This window comes from Streptomyces sp. NPDC050617 (assembly GCF_040654795.1).
Lineage (GTDB): Bacteria > Actinomycetota > Actinomycetes > Streptomycetales > Streptomycetaceae > Streptomyces.
Map to the genome: position 1 here is coordinate 15,189 of NZ_JBFAIS010000027.1, position 16,616 is coordinate 31,804.

The following is a 16,616-nucleotide window of genomic DNA, read 5'->3' on the forward strand; positions in this document are numbered from 1 at the left end:
CTTCCAGGTCAACGGCCACTCTCCTACAGTTCCCGAGTAACCACAAGAGAGCACGACAGAAGGGCGAACACCGCTATGGCCACCATCGATGTCTTCAACCACGACATGCCCGCCGAGAGCGACTTCGGCTACTCGCAGGCGATCAAGTCCGGCGACCTGATCCACGTCTCCGGACAGGTCTCGGTCGACGAAGCCGGGGAATTCCGCCACGCGCACGACTTCGCCGCCCAACTGGAGCTGACCTACACCAACATGGACAAGGTGCTCGCCCACTACGGCGCCACCCGGAACCAGATCGTCTCGCAGACCCTGTACGTGGTGAACCTGCAGCAGAACGCCGAGGCGACGATCGCGGGCAACCCGAAGTACTACGGCGGCCACCGCCCGGTCAGCACGGTCGTCGGCGTCAGTGAGCTGACCTTCCCGGGTCAGGTCATCGAGATCAGCTTCATCGTCGACACACGGCTGCCCGCCTGACCGGCCGCCCGTGCGAGGAGTGGCCGCCGCCCGGCGGACCGCGCCCCGCTGGCGACCCTCACTCACCGCCCGGACTCGCCGCCCCGGCGACGGAAGCCGCCCCGACGAGGGACCCGGTGCCCCTGCTGGCACCGGGTGACTGGCCGGTGACGCGTTTGAAGGCGCGGCTGAAAGCGGCCTGGGAGGTGTAGCCGAGGCGCAGCGCCACGGACTGGATCGGCAGCGTGTCCTGTGCCAGCCACTGGCCGGCGAGGAGCATCCGCAGTTCCGTGGCGTAGCGGAGGGGCGGCATGCCGATCGTGGTCTGGAATCGGTCGGCGAAGACGGACCGGGAGACGTTGCATTCGGCTGCCAGCTCCGCCACGGTCCAGTGATGGCCGGGCCGCCGGTGCAGGGCCAGGATGGCGCGGGCCAGGCGGGGGTCGCGCAACGCGGCCACCAGCCCGGAACTGCTGTCGCAGCCGCATTCGATCCAGCCTCGTACGATGATGGCCGCCGCCACCTCGGCCAGCCGGGCGAGGATGCCTGCGAAGCCCACGCGCGCGGAGCAGAGCTCGCGCCTCATGGAGGCGAGGATCGGCATGAGGCCGGGGTAACGCTTTCCCGTGGCGTTGACCAGCATGATGTCGGGCATCAGCTGGCTGAGGCCCTGCATTCCGCCGAGGTCGAACTCCATGGAGCCGGTGAAGAAGATCGCGCTGGGCGGCGGCGCGGCGCCGTCCGGGGCGGTGCTCGGGCAGGCGTCCACGTCGCAGACCGCATCGCTGAGGGGCACCGCGGCGAAGCTCTCTATGCCCCGGGCCGGTATGTCCGGACCGGAGAGCAGCTGATGGGACTGGCCGCGGGGCATGAATACGGCATTGCCGGCCGAGAGCTCATGGAGTGTCCCGTCCTCGGTGCGCAGGACCGCGGAGCCGACGGCGAGGAAGTGGAAATAGACGTGTCCGGGCTTGGCGTCGAAGGTGAGGCCGAACCGGGGGCCGGCATGGACGCGGCGGTACCGGACACCGCGCAGCCGCATGTTGGTGAGCAGTTCGCTGATGAGGTCCGACGACAGGGCGAACTGCCCCTCGGGCCCCTCGTCCGGGGTCCCCTCCGGGGTCCTGTCCGGGGTCTCGGTCAAAGATCGCAGACTTTCTGTCATAGCTCATCCTGAAGTTCGCGTGCAGGCTTGACTTGAACTTTTCATGCGATTCAGGGGAAGTAAACCGTTGAGCAGTGATGTGTGCGACACCGCGCCTGTTGCCGATTCCGACGCCAATGTCGATTCCGACGCCCGTAGCGGCCCCGGCAAACCCGTCGACGCGGAAAGGGTGCCGCCCGAACCGACTTCCTCCTCCTGGGCGGCGGTGTTCTCTCTTGCGGTAGGTGTATTCGGGCTGCTGACCGCGGAATACCTGCCGGCCAGTTTGCTGACTCCGATGGCCACCGACCTCGGCATATCGGAGGCTTTGGCGGGACAGGCAGTGACGATCACGGCGGTGGCGGCGATGCTCTCCGGGTTGTTGACGGCGAGCCTGACCCGGAAGATCGACCGGCGGATCGTATTGCTCGGCTTCACCCTCCTCTTGATTGTGTCCAACCTGCTGGTGGCCGTGGCCACCAACATGGCGATGCTGATGCTGATGCGCATCCTGCTGGGAATCGCGCTCGGCGGTTTCTGGAGCATGGCGGCGGCAGTGGCGATGCGCCTGGTGCCCGCGGCCCTGGTCCCGCGTGCGGTATCGATCATTTTCAGCGGTATCGCGGTGGCGACCATCGTGGCGGTGCCGCTCGGCAGCTACCTCGGCGATCTGACCGGCTGGCGCAACACCTTCCTGGCGGCGGCCGCCCTCGGTGTCCTGACGCTGGTGTTCCAGGTATTCACGCTGCCCCGGATGACGCCCCGCGGCACGGCACGGCTGGGCACACTGTGGGAGGTGCTGCGGCGCCCCGGCTTCGGGGTGGGAATCATGGGAATGCTGCTGGTTCACATCGGTCACTACGCACTGTTCACCTATATCCGGCCCGCTCTGGAAAACGTGGTGAAAGTCGACGCGAACAAGCTGGCGCTGCTGTTGTTCGTCTTCGGAGTCGCGAACTTCGTGGGCACGCTCGTGGCCGGCTGGCTGCTCCAGGTCAGCCTGCGCCTGACCTTGTCGCTGACGCCGGCGCTGATGGGCATCGCGGCCCTGGGCCTGGCGCTCCTCCCCGCCGGGCAGATCGGGTACGTGGCCCTGGTGATCCTCTGGGGCCTGGCCTTCGGCGGCGTGTCGGTGGCCTGGTCGAACTGGGCCACCCGCATGGTGCCCGACCAGGCGGAGAGCGCGGGCGGGCTCGTGGTCGTAGGCGTCCAGTCCGCCATCGCCGGCGGGGCCGCGGCAGGCGGCGTGATGTTCGGCCTCGGCGGCACCGTCACCGTGTTCACCATCTCCGGCGTCGTACTGGTCGCCTCCGCCCTGCTGATCGTCCTGCGGGTCAAGGCGCCCCGGAACCCCACGATGAACTGAGAGGGCGGTACGAGGCCTGATGTCCGGTTTTTTGTCTCGTGTGGGACAGGCGCTCAGGTCGTGGCGATGTCGGTCGCCTACGGCCGGGGCTGGGTGAACAAGCCTGGCTCGGTCTCGGCCAGGATCCCGCGGCCGGCCAGCCGCTTGAGCTTGAGGCGGGCGTTGTTGATGTTGTTGGGCGCGACCGCCACGTCCATCGCCTCGCACACCTGCCGCGCACGCAGCGGATGGTCGGCCTCGGTGAACACCGCCAATAGCTCCCTTGAGTCAACCCGCTCTCAGGGCGTGAATAGTTGGCGCGAGGTGCTCTGCAATATTGCCGAGGATGCGCAGGTTCTCCTGCACGCCGAGTGTGTTGGGGATCGTGACAAGCAGGGTGTCCGCCTCCTTCACTGCGTGATCTTGCTGAATCTCTCTGATGACGGCCTCCGGCTCTCCGATGAAGCTCTTCCCGAAACGGGAGATGGCACCTCCAAGGACGCCGACGTTTTCTTGTGCTTGGAGCGCCGCGGGGCCGAACAAGGATCGGTCACGGTCGGAGACGATCGGCAGGATGCTGCGCACGACGGCGACGCGGGGCGCACCTCGATGGCCCGCGCGATCCCAGGCGGCGCGGAAGACCCTGACCTGTTCGGCCTGGAGCTCCGAGAACGGAACACCCGTGTCCTCAGAGAGCAAGGTGCTACTGAGCAGGTGCATACCCTGTTCACCGGCCCACTGTGCGCTCTGTCGCGTGGCCGAACCCCACCAGATGCGCTGCGGAAGGGTCTCTGACTGCGGCTGGATCGGCAACGGCACCTGCACGCCGGCCTGGGCGGGGTCGCTGATCGCCATCGGGGTCCCGGCGATGGCGGCGCGGAAGCGGTCGGTGTGCTCGCGTGCCATGTCTGCGGCGTTGCTGTCGGCGGACGGATGGAAGCCGAAGCTCTCCCATCCGCGCAGTGCGGGTTCCTGTGATCCTCGGCTGATGCCGAGCTGAAGACGTCCGCCGCTGATGAGGTCGGCTGCGGCGGAGAGCTCGGCCATGATGAGCGGGTTCTCGTACCGCATGTCGATCACGGCGGTGCCGAGCTCGAGTCGCTGAGTTCTCGCGGCCATGGCTCCCAGGAAGGACCAGGGGCTGGCGAACTGGTGCTGATAGTGGTGCACGCGCATCCAGGCGCCGTCGAAGCCGAGTTCTTCCGCGCCGACCGCGATCTCGATCCCCTGCGTCAGCGAGTCGGCTGCGGACAGGTGGTGGCGGGGCTGATAGTGGCCGAAGGAGAGGAACCCCAGGTTCTTCGTCATCGTGGCTCCTTTCACAGGACCGGGACGGAATCGGTGGGCGACTCCGCCGCAGTGGGCAGCTCGTCCTCGGTGGAGTTGGGGGTGGGCGTGCCGCCGGCTCGGCGCAGGAGGATGACGGCGGCGCCGATGACCGTGGTGACGACGGCGCAGGCGATCATCATCATGCGGAACACGGTGGCGTAGACGGCTGCATGGCCGGTGGCCCCGGCTGCGACCTCGGCACCGAGAGTTGGGTTGCTGAGCTGGGCGCCGATGATCGCGGTGAGGGCGGCGCCGAAGACGGCGACGGCGAGCGCTTCGCTGCCGAGTCGGAGGAAGTTGAGTACGCCGGCTGCGGCGGCGCTGCTGTGTGCGGGGACGGAGGCGAGTGCTTCGCCGTCGACGAGCCCGAGGGGGAGCCCCCATCCGAATCCCAGCAGGATCATCGGGATAACGAGCAGCACCGGGGACAGGCTCGGGTCGAACAGCAGGAACAGCACGTCGCCGGTGATGAGCAGGATGATGGCGGTGTTGATGATCGTGTGCGGCGAGACGCGGGTGCGGGTGATCAGCGCGCCGGTGAGCAGCGGGCCGACGAGGACGGGGAGCGTCAGCGGGAGCATGAACAGTCCCGCGGTCGCCGCGTCCTGACCGTGGACGGCGCTCAGCGCGATGGGTGCGTAGGTGAGGACTGAGACGTAGGCGAACGATGCGGCGACGGGGACTAGCGCGACTGCAAGGAAGCGAGGGCTGCGCAGCGGCGACAGATTGAGGAAGCCTCGGCGGGGCGCATCGCCCGTCGACGTGGCGGACGGTGCCGGCAGGACTCTGAACGCTGCAGCCGCCAGCACGAGCGCGGCGACCCCGGCGACCACGCCGAAGACACCACGCCATCCGAGCGCCGTGACGAGCAGGCCGCTGAGCGTGGGGCCGGCCGCCAGGCCGATGCCCACGATCGTGCCCAGGAGAGCGAAGGCATGCGCGCGTCTCTTGCCGTCGTAGGCGTGGGAGATGATCGAGGTGCCGCCGGTCGCAATGGCGGCCGCGCCGACGCCGGTGATGATCCGTGCGAGGTCGAGGAGGATCAAGTTTCCGGCGAGGGCGCTTCCGACTGCTCCGAGCAGGACCGTGGCGAGGCCGATGACGAACGTCCGTCGCAGCCCGATCCGGTTGCCGATCTGCCCCCATAGCAGCGTGGAGATCGTCAGGGCGATGTTGAAGCCGTTGACGACGCCCTGCAGCATAGTTGGGTCGCTGCCGAGGTCCCGCGAGATGTCGGGAAGCGCGATCGCGGCGCCAGTGATGCTGATCGGCATCACGAAGATGCCCAGCAGCACGACGGGCAGCAGCAACGGCGATGGTGATGGACGCTCGGGGGTGGCGTGAGTGGGCGACAAGACTCCTCCTAGGTACGATGCGTGTCGTACCTGATGGAAGCATGCACGTAAGGTACGACGCAAATCAGACCTGAGGTGGAAGCGAATGGTGAAGGAAACACCTTCGGGGCCGGCGGCTGCGGAGATGGAGCTCGGCATCGTCCTCCGAGCGCTCTCCGATGAGCACCGTCGTGCGGTGATGGTCGAGCTCGCCGCAGACGAGGAGGATCGCGAGCGCACATGTAACTCGTTCGATCTGCCGATCTCGAAGCAGACCCAGACGCACCACTTCCGTGCGCTTCGGGAGGTCGGACTGATCTGCGAGATTGACTACGGGAACCGGAAGGGCATCCGACTGCGCCGGTCGGACATCGACGTACGTTTCCCTGGTCTGCTCGGGATCCTCGCAGCGGAGGCGCACAAGCCGGAACACGCAAATGGCTAGCAGCGCCGCCGACACGCTTTGCGCAGCAAGACTCGCAGGTCGAACTCGTCCCCGCCCGCGGGTGCGGAAGGCGACGACTGCGGCGACGGTGGCCTCGGTGCGCGAAGCCCCGCAGGCGAGCGTGTAGACCGAGGTCGACGTGACATAGACGATGGACTATCTCCGTCGCCTTCGCTCCGCGTGCACCTTCGAGGGCGCGAAGGCGCCTCCACTGCTCGTCGTCTCGCTGGCAGTCCTGCGCGCGATCCGCCGGACTCCGACCGCGAAAGCCGCATGGGGATGAACCGAACGGCGCGTTCATCCGCATCCATCGTGACGTGAACCTCGGAACCGCCGTCGCGACGCCGCGAGGTCTCATCGTGCCCAACATCAAGAAGGCGCAGGACCTTTCTGCCCGCGAACTCGCCGCCGCGATCACACAGCTGGCGATGACGGCTCGCGCTCGCGAGGGAAAGACGTCGCTGTCCGACCAGCGGGGCGGCACGATCACCTACCAGCAGATCATGGCGGTGTTCACCGAGGCCGACCATCCGCTGCGTGCGCGGCAGGTGTGCGAGGCGATGGACGTGGCGGTCGCGCCCAACAACATCAACAACGTCCGCCTCAAGCTCAAGCGGCTGGCCGGCCGCGGGATCCTGGCCGAGACCGAGCCAGGCTTGTTCACCCAGCCCCGGCCGTAGTCGACCGACATCGCCACGACCTGCCCGCCTGTCCCACACGAAACGAAAAACCGGATATCAGGCCTCCTACCGCCCTCTGCGTGCACGGGGTCGAGTTCACCGACCGCCCAGGCAGGCCACCGCCCGTTCGGAATCCGAGCGGCCGGTGGCCGCTCCAGTGCTTGCCCCGCGAGCAGCGGCCACGGCGATGCGTTCAGGGCCCGCACGGAACCCTGCCGATTGCTCGCGCCCTCGCCCACCAGGCCCGAGCGCGTAGCAGCCCCACGGCTCCTGGCATCTGGCTCCTGGCTCCTGGCTCCTGGCTCCTGGCTCCTGGCTCCTGGCTCCGACCAGGTGACCACAGAGGCCGGGTGGCCCTGACATACCGTGGCGCACCAGCCCTGGCCGCCACACTACGAGCACCGATCACCGCCGCGCCCACCGGAGCCCACCGTGCCGCACCCCGCCACCGGCCCCGCCGAGGAAGAGACCTTCCCGGCCCTGTGCAGCCACACGCACCTCTTTCCAGGCGCCCGCCTCCGTCTACAGGGACTGCCCGACCCCCAAGTCTTCGCGACCGCCCCCAGGTCGATCGGCGTGGACCTGCGCTTCTCCGACGCGGTGGGCGCTGACGCGGAGCTGCACACCGGCGTCCCGGAAGGGCCCTTCCTCGCCGTCCCGGCCTACACCACCGGAGCAGGCACGCGGATCGATCAACGCTCTTGGCATGTCCGAGAGTTCACCCTTCGAGGAGACGAGGTCGAGCTGACCATCGGCAGCCGCACCTCGGCCTGACCGCCCGCCCACCCCCAGGACGTGGTTCGGCTTCGCCCGGCACGCCAGCGCGAGGGAGGCGAGGGGCAGACCGTGGCTCCGCAGGCTCCGCCTCGGCCGCTTGAAGGCGTTCGGGTATCCGTCGGCGAACGTAGCCAAGCCTGAGCATCGATGACCGGCCCCTCTCCAGATCAGTCTTGGGACAGTTGCTCGCGCAGCATCGCCTCCAGGGTTATGGGTTCGCGGCCGAGCAGGGTGGCCAAGGTCGGGTCGACGGTGGCGAACTCGCCGGCTCGGCTCGCGGTGAAGATGCCGAGCAACTGATCGGCCGACTCCGTGGGAACACCCCGGCCTGTCAGCTGCTGCCGGAATTCGTCGTCAGAGGCGACGATCCGCCTCACAGCACGACCCGTGACGCCGGTGGCGATATCGGCGATGTCATCAAAGGTGAGCGCCTGTCCCCCCGTGAGCGGCGGCGTGGGGCCGTCGAAACGGCCCTCATCGACCAGGAGGGCGGCGGTCGCGTCGGCGAGGTCGGCGTGCGCGGTCCAGGCCACCGGCCCGTCTACGGGAAGTACGACCTGCCCGGACTCTGCCGCGCGGCCGAGGAAATGTACCGCGCTCATGGCATAGAAGCCGTTGCGCAGCGAGGTGAACGGCACGCCGCAGGCGCGCAGCGACTCGTCTGTGGCCGCGTGGTCACGGCACGCCTGGAAGTGCGATGTCGCGTCGGCGCCCATCTGGCTGGTGTAGAGGATGCGACGAGCGCCCGCCGCGACGGCCGCTTCGATCGCCACGCGGTGCTGCTTCACGCACTCCTCACCCATTTTGTCGACGGAGACGATGAGCGCCTGCGAGGCGCCCTCGAAGGCGTAGGCAAGGCTGGCGGCGTCGGTGAAACTGCCCCGCCGCACCCGCACTCCCCTGTCGGCGAACGCCTGGGCCTGCTGCGGCTCGCGAACGCTGACGCCGATTCGACCCGCCGGCACACGCCTGAGCAGGCTCTCGACGACCTGACGCCCCAGTCGTCCGGTGGCCCCGGTCACGATGATCATGATGCACTCCTATGCCGTAACGAGCCGTTTCCAGTGGAACCACTTATAAGCTACCATCGATACTAACGACGAAAACATCCGTGCAGTACCATTGATTCATGCCATCGCATCCACGCAGCGAAGACGGCACCACAGCCGTCAAGTCCGACACCGCGTCCCCGGGCCGGGATCAGACCCGGCAGCTGGTCATCGAGGCCGCCATCGACCTGCTGACGCGTGGCGGCCGCGACGCGGTCACCACGCGCGCGGTCGCCGCTGCGGCGGGCCTGCAACCACCCGCCATCTACCGGCTGTTCGGCGACAAGGACGGGCTGCTCGACGCGGTGGCCGAACACGGCTTCACCGCGTTCCTCGCCACCAAGAATGTCGACCCCGACCCCCAGGACCCCATCGAGGACCTGAGAGCCGGTTGGGACGTCGCGATCGAGTTCGGCCTGGCCAATCCCGCGCTGTACACGCTGATGTACACCGAACCCACCAGAACCGACTCGGCCGCCTTCAAGACCGGCATGGGGGTCCTGATGGGCCGCATCCGGCGGCTGGCCGCCGGCGGCTGGCTCCGCGTCGACGAGGAACTCGCGGCCCAGATCATCCACGCCACGGCGCGCGGCGCGGTCCTCACCTGGCTGTCCCTGCCCCAAGACCGGCGCGACCCGGCCTTGTTCACCACTCTGCGAGAGTCCATGGTCGCCGCCGTCACCAACCAGCAGCCCACCGTCCAGGACTCGGGCCCAGCCGGCGCCGCCCGCGCCCTACGCGCCTCGCTCCCCGATCAGACGAACCTCAGCAGCGCCGAGCAGCACCTGCTGAGGGAATGGCTGAACCGCCTGGCCACCGACGACTGATCACCGGCGCCTCACACCCGCCGGGGCCGACTCCCCCGGCCCGCACCTCGGGGCAACGACCCTGCGACCACCGATCGGCGAACAGTGCCCGCGGGACGGTCCTGACCTCGACCGACCGCCGTAACTACCCGCCATGCGGGTGGTCGGAGTTGCCCGGTTCGGGATGACGGCTATCTTCTGGAATAAGCAGATATGCCGACTTGCCTTTTCTTGCCATGAGTCCCCCGGGAGAGGAGGCCGGATACGGGTGCCGGAGAGGCGTCATGGCGAAGAAGAAGTTCATGAAAGAGGCAGTGCGCCTCGCGATGGAGTCGGTGGTGAACGGCTGGGGCGGGCCGTTCGGAGCGGTGGTCACCTGTGACGATGAGATCATCGCCCGCGGTCAGAACCGGGTCCTGCTGACCGGCGACCCGACAGCGCACGGCGAGGTGGAGGCTATTCGCAAGGCGATTCAGGTACTGAATCCGGAGGCGCCGTCGATCGCGTTGAAGTACCAGGACAAGAGCACGCTGAAGCTCATCAAGCGCGACCCCGATTCCCCGGACCGGGAACTGTATCGGGCCCGGATGCTCAAGGGCTGTGAGATCTACACCAGCGGCCAACCGTGCCCGATGTGCATGAGCGCCATCTACTGGTCGCGGTTCGACGCCGTCTACTTCAGCCGCGATCTGAAGGCCACGGAGGACATCGGGTTCAGTGACGAGTTCCAGTACGAGGACTTCAAGAAGCCGATCCACGAGCGCAGCATCCGCATGGTGCACAGCTATCCACGACTCGGCGAAGCCGCGTACGAGGCATGGGCGAACAGGCTCAACAAGCACCCCTACTGACGCGCGCCGGGCAGCCCAGGCCAACGACGTGGTCGGCGTGGAGGGGCTGCTCGCCCTGCACGACGAAGCGGTACGGGCGGGCAGCCGATGGAGAGCGGCAAGGGCGGGCCAGGCCGGGCTCAGCTGCTGTTGCCTGCGCGGAGCCAGGCTATGTAGTCCGCGACGGCCCGCTCGGTGTCGTACGCGGCCTCATAACCGGTGTCCTCTTGGAGACGGCTGATATCGAGGACGAGGTGCGATGCGTCGCCTTCGCCTCCGGTGGGCAGGTCGACCTGGGCGCCGGGGACTGTCTTCTTGATGGCTGCGATGAGCTGGGCGTTGGTCGTAGCTCGGCCGGAACCGACGTTGTACGTGCGGTGGTTCAGCTTCTCCGCGAGCTGGAGGAGGGCGATCGCGCGCCCGGTGTCCTTCACGTAGTTGAGGTCGAGGCCGTCCTCGGCGAAGGCCGGACCCACGAGGTTGGAGAGATCCGGGGCGGTGCCGCGGGCTGCGGCGTGGATGAGGGCGGGGGCGGCGAAGAACGGGTCCGGGTGGCCGAGCGGTCCCCAGGTGCCGGAGATGCGGTAGTCGACGATGTCGATGCCCGTCGTGTCGGCGAGGAACCCGCCCAGCAGTTCGCCGACTTTCTTGTACGTGGGGATCGATGCGGAGGCGCTCATCGACAGCGGAGCGTCCTCGCGCAGCGGTCCGTCGTTCTCGGCGCCGAAGTAGACCCCGATGGTGCTGGCGACGCCCAGGCGCCGCACACCCCAATTCTGGGCCGCCTGCACGACGTTCAGCAGTCCGCCGAGCGCCTGCCGCATCGACTCGACCGGTGCGTCCGGGACAGGGGGCCAGGGATGAGACCCCGCCAAATGGACGATGCCGGTGATGTCGTGGCGGTCGCCGATCGCGAGCAGGGCGTCGCGATCGGCGACGTCGGCCTGTTCCACCTCCACCCGCTCTCCGGCGAGCACGGCCGGGAGTTCGCGAGTGCTGCGCTGGACCACGACGCAGTCTTCGCCCAGATCGAGCAGTGCCCGCACGGTGTGGGATCCGATGAAGCCAAGACCTCCGGTGACGAGGATCATCACACGTCCTTCCTGTAGCAATCCTGATCAGCGCTGATAGCACTGGTGACCCTGATGGATCTCGTGGACCTGATGGATCTGATAGCGCCGGTGGCTCTGATAGCGCTGAGGGCTCTGGCAGCCCTGCTGGACGGACCGGGCGGTGGCGGGGCCGGCCAGCGCCCGTAAATCCGGAGGAGGGTTGCCTACTTGCTCTGCACCTTCCCCAGCGGCTTGGGGTCTCCCTCCAGCGCGGCGGCCGCCGCCCGCCAGCCGGTGTCCTCGGGGTAGAGGGCGCTGCGCAGGAAGGCCGTGGTGAGCCGCTGGATCAGGGCGACACGCTCGGGGCTCTCGTCCGTCGTCTCGGCGGCCTCGTATCCGGGGATGCCGCCGAGCGAGTGCTCGGCCTCGAACAGCGTCAGCAGGCTCTTGTTTCCCGGGCTGTAGGTGTAGGGATCGGTGAACCAGTCGGGTCCGCGAGTGGACAGCGCGGAGTCGTCGCGGTCCCCGGCGACGATGAGAGCCGGCGGGGTCATGGTGTCGAAGGACGGCTTCATGAAGGGGAGGTGCTCGGCGGCGAACGGCGTCAGGCTGTCGCCCAGGCCGGTCAGGGCGAGCAGCACGCCCGCCTTGACCCGGGGGTCGGACATGTCCTCGCCGGGAACGCCGTCGGAGCCGAGGACGCGCGCGCCCAGCAGCGTACTCGCCGTCTGCGCTCCCCAGGAGTGGCCGGCCACGGCGATGCGGCTGTGGTCTATACGCCCGCCGAGGCCCGGCACCGCGGTCTCCAGAGTGTCGAGCCCGTCCAGTACCCGCGTGAGGTCCTCGATACGGATTCGCCAGATCCGCGGCGTACGGGGGTCCTCGGCGGGCAGGCCGAGCGTCCTGGAGTCGAGGTGGGTGGGCTGCACCACCACGAAGCCGTGGGCAGCCCAGAAGTCCGCCAGCGGACCGTAGCCGTTCAGCGACCAGCCGAAGCCATGCGAGAAGACGATGACGGGCAGGTCGCCGCCGGTCGCGGGGGCGGATACGCGGACCTGGAGGTCCTCGCCGCGCCCTGGGGCGGCCAGGACGACCGGCTTCGCGGAGACCACCGCGGTGGGCGTGGGCGTGGGCGTGGCCTGCTGATTGTTCGCGGAGTTCGGGTCGGACATGGTCGTGCCTTTCCTTCGGGTCTTTCGGTTCTTTCGGTGCTCTCGCACTCGTGGGCGTGAACCCATCGGGCAGGGCTGAGCGTGGTCGCGACGGCAGCCTGGTCAGCCGTCGCCCCGTCTGTCATGATTGAAACGGAACCTCGTTCCGCTAACTATACGGAACCGTGTTCCGCTTCGCAAGGCCAGTCACCGCCCAGTTGGTCGTTGATCTCGGCCGCTGATCTCGGCCGCTGATCTGGGTCGTTGATCGGCGGTAGACCGTCCCCTGCGGAGGGCGGCACAGATAGTCACGTCACCCCCGTCCGAAGAACCAGAGGAAGACGTCTCCTGGCCGTCCAGGCCGGCGTCGCCGCCAAAATGGAGTGGACATGAACACGGAACTCCCCACCGGCTCGGCGAAGACGGCCGACCCGGCCGCGGCAGAACAGGCCGCAGGAGAACGGACCGCGGGAGAGCAAGCTGCGGGACAACAGGCCGCGGCGGGGCAGCAGGCCGCGGCAGAGCTGCGCTGCCTGGTCCCCGCCGATCAGGTGCTGACCAGCGGGCCCGGCTACGACGCGGCGGTCACCTTGTGGAACGCGGCGGTACGGCGCAGTCCGGCCGTCCTGCTCCGCTGCACGACGACCGCGGACGTCCAGGCAGGCGTCAGGACGGCCAGGAAGTTCGGGCTGCCGGTATCGGTGCGCGGCCAGGGGCACGACTGGGCGGGGCGGTCGCTGCGCGACGGCGGGCTGACGCTGGATCTGGCGCCGATGCGCTCGGTACGGGTCGACCCGGCGCGGCGTACCGCGACAGTCGGCGGAGGAGCCAGCATCAACGAAGTCCTCGCCGCGGTCGACCGGCAGGGACTGGTCGCCGTCACCGGCACGATCGGCGGCGTCGGCCTCGTCGGCCTCCTGTTGGGCGGCGGCTACGGCCCGTTGTGCGGCCGGTTCGGGCTGGCCGCGGACAATCTGCTCGGGGCCGAACTGGTGCTGGCCGACGGCTCGGCGGTACGGACCGACGCCGAGCACGAGCCCGATCTGTTCTGGGCGTTGCGCGGAGGCGGCGGCAACTTCGGCGTGGTGACATCGGCCGACGTGCGGGTGCACACGGTGCCCGGCGTGGTGACCGGCAGCGTCGCGTACCCCTGGAAGCAGGCCCAGCAGGTGTTCACCGCGGTGCGCGAGATCCAGTCGGGCTGCCCGGACGAACTGACCGTACAGACCTGCGTCATGCTGGGGCCCGAGGGCGCCCCGATGGTGCTGGTACTGCCCACTTGGTGCGGGGACCCGGCCGTAGGCATCGATCCGAACGGCCCGGTACAACGCCTCACCCGCCTGGGCACGCCCGCGATGGCGCAGCTCGTGGCAGTGAACCACGCCGCGGCGGTGGCCGAACGGGACGCGATGTTCCCGGCCGGGCGAGGCGTCAGCATCCGCACCCGCTCGGTCCCCGACCTCGGCCCGGACGTCATCGACGTGCTGATCGCCGGAGGAGAGGCGTTGACCTCGCCGATGTCGGCGATCTCGGTGCACCACTTCCACGGCGCCGCCAGCCGGGTAGGCCCCGCTGAGACCGCCTTCGTCCGGCGGGAACCGCACCAGATGGCGGAAATCGTGGCGATCTGGCCCGCCTCCTCTGACGCCACTGCTCTCACCGCCGCCACTGCCACCACTTCCACCGCTGCCACCACTGGAGCAACCGACGCCGCCGACCCCGCCCACGGTGCGCGGCACCGCGCCTGGGCGGAGACGATGTCGCGGGAACTGACCCCGCACGCGTTCCCGGGCGGCTACCAGAACCTGGTCGGACCGGAGGCGGTTGACCAGCACCCGCACTTGTACGGCTCCAACACCGCCCGGTTGATGGCGATCAAGGAGGCGGTTGACCCGGACGGCGTCTTCCAGGCGACGCCCATGCCGATCGGCTGACTGCCGGACAGGGGACTTCCAGACAGGTGACTGCCTGGCAGGGGACTACCGGGCAGTTGTCTGCCGATCGGTGGCCTCTGCCTGCCTTCGGTGAGGTACGCCGTCAGAGCTTGAGCCGGGAGTGCCCCGGCCGTCACACCCGGTGCGCAGACGGCCGTCCATCGAGCTCGCGCTCCAAGTCCGCGAGATCTCGGGAGGTGTTCACGGCCCACCATGGAACGTCCACCGGGTACCCCACGAGCTGGCGACTCCGGATCAGACGGGCGAGCGTACTGGGCACGTGGTCACCTTCATCGGGGAGCAGGCCGATCACGTCGGGGTCGAAGAGGTAGATGCCGGCGTTCACCCGAGGAGACGGGGGCCGCGCCGACTCCAGCGTCGTCACCCGGCCCCGCTCGTCGCACTCGACACCGGCACGCGGCCGGGTGGGGTGGGCCAGGGCCACGGTCGCCGACGCGCCATGCCGTACGTGATGGGCGTACATGTCCGCGAGGGGGAAGCAGGTGCAGATGTCGCCGTAGGCGGCGAGCCAGGGCTCATCGGGGTACGGCAACGCCTTGGCGCTCCGCTTGAGTCCTCCGCCCCGCCCCAACGGCCGCTCTTCCACCACCACTTCTACGCGGAGTGGCAGCTTGTGCGACTCCAGATAGTCGATGATGACGGCGGCCAGGTGCCCAGCCGCGATGGTGACGTGCTCCACTCCGGACTCGGCGAACCAGTTGATCTGGCGCCGCAGGATCGGCGTGCCGCACACCTCGACCATCGCCTTCGGCCGATCACGCGTCAAGGGAAGCAACCGCTGCCCGAACCCTCCCGCCAGCACGACCGCCTGGCACGCAGTCGCCCCGTATTCCGCATCGGCCACCGCCTCCCCTCCCCCACCGTCGAGGACCGCCGACGCGGTCGGCCTCCGCCGCTCCAATGCTTCCCGCGACCCTCGCAACTCCCTTGAGTTGTCAGCCATAAACGCAAAGTACCCATCCGCGTCATCCGGATACGCGGCCCACCCGGCGCGAGGAAGGGGAATCCCGCACCGGTCGCCGGCACCGAGTCGTTCATCGCGCCATTACGCCCTTCCCCATCCACCTCCTCCGCGCAGGGCGGACAGCGGACACGTGTGGCCCACTCCCATGAAGGCGGTGGCGTCAGCCGATCGCCCACTATGCGCTCACGCAGGGCAGACATCAGCGACTCGCCAGCCGCCAGCACGACGGCGTCGTGCCTGCTGCCACCACACAAGACCCATGGGCCTCAAGGCCGGAGACCGGGAAAGCCCGGCTCGATAGCAACACTCCGGAGTCGCGCCGGACCGTACGCGTTTTCATGCCGTACGGGCACGTGAACGCGCCCTCGGCTTTGGTTCGGTCCGGCGCGGCGGGGGTCAGCGCCAGGAGTTGTTGCTGGTGTGGTCGCCGGCGAGCCAGCGGGCGAGGTCGGCGTGGGCCGTCGCGCGTCGCTCGGCATCGATCTTCTCCACGTCGGGGTGGTCGACGGCGAATTCGAGCCTCAGCCCATTGGGGTCCGTGATGTACAGCGAAACGCAGAATCCGTGATCCAGCACGATGGTTTCCGGCTCCGTATAGCCGGCCTCGGTGATCCGCTTCCACATCGCGTCCTGCGTCCCCTGCTCGACCTTGAAGGCGATGTGACGGAGAGGAGTGAAGTTGATTTCGGTCTGAAATTCCTTCTGGTCCTCGGGGTCGGCGAACTGGAAGAAGGCCAGGGCGCCGCCGTCCTCCAGGCCGTAGAAGGTGTGGCAGTAGACGCGTTCGACACCGCGCATCACCTCACGCTCGGTCCACGTGGCCACAAGAGGCAGGCCGAGCACGTCCTCGTAGAAGCGCCGGGTGGCTTCCTGGTCGTCGGTCACCCATGCGTGGTGGTGGAGGCGGAGAGGAAGGGTCTGGCTCACGTCGGGTCATCTCCTTTGACGAGGCTGGGTCTTGGACCGGCACTCGGGTGGCTGCCGACTCCTCAATCAGAATACCCTACTTGGTTTAACGTTGAACTACTTTTCGCCACCGGCTCCCTCATCCCGGCCGAATTCGATCTTCAACCGGCTGACCTGCAAGAACAGGAACCGGGCAGCGAGCACCGATCAGTACGTCAGCCTCCGCACGAGCCCCGCCCTCATCCCCCACGCACACCCCGACGACCACCCCGACCAGGCAATACTCCGGATGAGATCGATTCCGCCGAACGGAACGCCAATGTGTCCTTATCTGCCCGGTGCCCCGCCCAATCGAGCCTCGGCAACAGGCATTCATCGAGATAAAGAGGGATA

The 16,616-nt window shown here is 68.3% G+C and carries 17 protein-coding genes; 8 read left to right on the plus strand and 9 right to left on the minus strand.

The window, feature by feature from the left end:
• Positions 1-75 precede the first annotated feature (75 nt).
• Complete coding sequence (locus AB0I49_RS29275) at positions 76-477, plus strand: RidA family protein (RefSeq protein WP_363230122.1); 402 nt, start codon at positions 76-78, stop codon at positions 475-477.
• A gap of 58 nt (positions 478-535) precedes the next feature.
• Here the strand turns inward: AB0I49_RS29275 and AB0I49_RS29280 are convergent, their stop codons facing one another.
• Positions 536-1,600, minus strand: coding sequence for an AraC family transcriptional regulator (locus AB0I49_RS29280; RefSeq protein WP_363230123.1), 1,065 nt, complete (start codon positions 1,598-1,600; stop codon positions 536-538).
• An 88-nt stretch (positions 1,601-1,688) separates the two neighbouring features.
• Here AB0I49_RS29280 and AB0I49_RS29285 point away from each other — a divergent pair, with 88 nt between their 5' ends.
• The gene (locus tag AB0I49_RS29285; protein ID WP_363230124.1) at positions 1,689-2,966 is read left to right on the plus strand and encodes an MFS transporter; all 1,278 of its coding nucleotides are present in this window, start codon (positions 1,689-1,691) and stop codon (positions 2,964-2,966) included.
• Between the two features lie 77 nt (positions 2,967-3,043).
• Here AB0I49_RS29285 and AB0I49_RS29290 read toward each other — a convergent pair whose 3' ends face one another.
• The 3 genes from AB0I49_RS29290 to AB0I49_RS29300 are packed head-to-tail and all read right to left on the minus strand — an operon-like array spanning position 3,044 to position 5,629.
• Positions 3,044-3,214: a hypothetical protein gene (locus AB0I49_RS29290; RefSeq protein ID WP_363230125.1), complete on the minus strand. Its 171-nt coding sequence runs from the start codon at positions 3,212-3,214 to the stop codon at positions 3,044-3,046.
• Between the two features lie 19 nt (positions 3,215-3,233).
• Positions 3,234-4,253 carry an LLM class flavin-dependent oxidoreductase gene (locus tag AB0I49_RS29295; RefSeq protein ID WP_363230126.1) on the minus strand — a complete coding sequence of 340 codons (1,020 nt, stop codon included), beginning with the start codon at positions 4,251-4,253 and terminating at the stop codon, positions 3,234-3,236.
• 11 nt (positions 4,254-4,264) lie between these two features.
• Positions 4,265-5,629 (minus strand): MFS transporter, encoded by a 1,365-nt coding sequence (locus AB0I49_RS29300; protein WP_363230127.1) that lies wholly within the window; start codon positions 5,627-5,629, stop codon positions 4,265-4,267.
• A gap of 85 nt (positions 5,630-5,714) precedes the next feature.
• Here AB0I49_RS29300 and AB0I49_RS29305 point away from each other — a divergent pair, with 85 nt between their 5' ends.
• From AB0I49_RS29305 to AB0I49_RS29315, 3 genes are all read left to right on the plus strand, one after another.
• Positions 5,715-6,053 carry a helix-turn-helix domain-containing protein gene (locus AB0I49_RS29305; RefSeq protein WP_363230128.1) on the plus strand — a complete coding sequence of 113 codons (339 nt, stop codon included), beginning with the start codon at positions 5,715-5,717 and terminating at the stop codon, positions 6,051-6,053.
• A 305-nt stretch (positions 6,054-6,358) separates the two neighbouring features.
• Positions 6,359-6,733 carry a 2-oxo acid dehydrogenase subunit E2 gene (locus AB0I49_RS29310; protein ID WP_363230216.1) on the plus strand — a complete coding sequence of 125 codons (375 nt, stop codon included), beginning with the start codon at positions 6,359-6,361 and terminating at the stop codon, positions 6,731-6,733.
• A 432-nt stretch (positions 6,734-7,165) separates the two neighbouring features.
• Positions 7,166-7,507, plus strand: a complete 342-nt coding sequence (locus AB0I49_RS29315) for a hypothetical protein (protein WP_363230129.1) — start codon at positions 7,166-7,168, stop codon at positions 7,505-7,507.
• 170 nt (positions 7,508-7,677) lie between these two features.
• On the opposite strand, the gene AB0I49_RS29320 is transcribed toward AB0I49_RS29315, so the two are convergent.
• The gene (locus AB0I49_RS29320; RefSeq protein WP_363230130.1) at positions 7,678-8,541 is read right to left on the minus strand and encodes an NmrA family NAD(P)-binding protein; all 864 of its coding nucleotides are present in this window, start codon (positions 8,539-8,541) and stop codon (positions 7,678-7,680) included.
• A 98-nt stretch (positions 8,542-8,639) separates the two neighbouring features.
• Here AB0I49_RS29320 and AB0I49_RS29325 point away from each other — a divergent pair, with 98 nt between their 5' ends.
• Together AB0I49_RS29325 and AB0I49_RS29330 are read left to right on the plus strand one after the other, a co-directional pair.
• A complete protein-coding gene (locus AB0I49_RS29325; RefSeq protein ID WP_363230131.1) occupies positions 8,640-9,386 on the plus strand; it encodes a TetR/AcrR family transcriptional regulator in 747 nt (248 codons plus the stop codon).
• A gap of 263 nt (positions 9,387-9,649) precedes the next feature.
• Complete coding sequence (locus AB0I49_RS29330) at positions 9,650-10,216, plus strand: nucleoside deaminase (protein ID WP_363230132.1); 567 nt, start codon at positions 9,650-9,652, stop codon at positions 10,214-10,216.
• A 119-nt stretch (positions 10,217-10,335) separates the two neighbouring features.
• Here the strand turns inward: AB0I49_RS29330 and AB0I49_RS29335 are convergent, their stop codons facing one another.
• Positions 10,336-11,286: an NAD(P)-dependent oxidoreductase gene (locus tag AB0I49_RS29335; RefSeq protein ID WP_363230133.1), complete on the minus strand. Its 951-nt coding sequence runs from the start codon at positions 11,284-11,286 to the stop codon at positions 10,336-10,338.
• Between the two features lie 185 nt (positions 11,287-11,471).
• Positions 11,472-12,419, minus strand: a complete 948-nt coding sequence (locus tag AB0I49_RS29340; protein ID WP_363230134.1) for a chlorophyllase — start codon at positions 12,417-12,419, stop codon at positions 11,472-11,474.
• A gap of 368 nt (positions 12,420-12,787) precedes the next feature.
• Here AB0I49_RS29340 and AB0I49_RS29345 point away from each other — a divergent pair, with 368 nt between their 5' ends.
• Positions 12,788-14,332, plus strand: a complete 1,545-nt coding sequence (locus AB0I49_RS29345; protein WP_363230135.1) for an FAD-binding protein — start codon at positions 12,788-12,790, stop codon at positions 14,330-14,332.
• A gap of 133 nt (positions 14,333-14,465) precedes the next feature.
• Here AB0I49_RS29345 and AB0I49_RS29350 read toward each other — a convergent pair whose 3' ends face one another.
• Together AB0I49_RS29350 and AB0I49_RS29355 are read right to left on the minus strand one after the other, a co-directional pair.
• The gene (locus AB0I49_RS29350; protein ID WP_363230136.1) at positions 14,466-15,197 is read right to left on the minus strand and encodes a nucleotidyltransferase family protein; all 732 of its coding nucleotides are present in this window, start codon (positions 15,195-15,197) and stop codon (positions 14,466-14,468) included.
• 516 nt (positions 15,198-15,713) lie between these two features.
• Entirely contained in the window at positions 15,714-16,244 is a 531-nt protein-coding gene (locus tag AB0I49_RS29355) for a VOC family protein (RefSeq protein ID WP_363230137.1), read from the minus strand.
• Positions 16,245-16,616 lie beyond the last annotated feature (372 nt).

Coding starts and splice junctions, on each gene's coding strand:
- AB0I49_RS29330 (WP_363230132.1), top strand. CDS start 9,650: ATGGCGAAGAAGAAGTTCATGAAAGAGGCAGTGCGCCTCGCGATGGAG.
- AB0I49_RS29340 (WP_363230134.1), bottom strand. CDS start 12,419: ATGTCCGACCCGAACTCCGCGAACAATCAGCAGGCCACGCCCACGCCC.
- AB0I49_RS29305 (WP_363230128.1), top strand. CDS start 5,715: ATGGTGAAGGAAACACCTTCGGGGCCGGCGGCTGCGGAGATGGAGCTC.
- AB0I49_RS29295 (WP_363230126.1), bottom strand. CDS start 4,253: ATGACGAAGAACCTGGGGTTCCTCTCCTTCGGCCACTATCAGCCCCGC.
- AB0I49_RS29320 (WP_363230130.1), bottom strand. CDS start 8,541: ATGATCATCGTGACCGGGGCCACCGGACGACTGGGGCGTCAGGTCGTC.
- AB0I49_RS29275 (WP_363230122.1), top strand. CDS start 76: ATGGCCACCATCGATGTCTTCAACCACGACATGCCCGCCGAGAGCGAC.
- AB0I49_RS29345 (WP_363230135.1), top strand. CDS start 12,788: ATGAACACGGAACTCCCCACCGGCTCGGCGAAGACGGCCGACCCGGCC.
- AB0I49_RS29325 (WP_363230131.1), top strand. CDS start 8,640: ATGCCATCGCATCCACGCAGCGAAGACGGCACCACAGCCGTCAAGTCC.
- AB0I49_RS29335 (WP_363230133.1), bottom strand. CDS start 11,286: ATGATCCTCGTCACCGGAGGTCTTGGCTTCATCGGATCCCACACCGTG.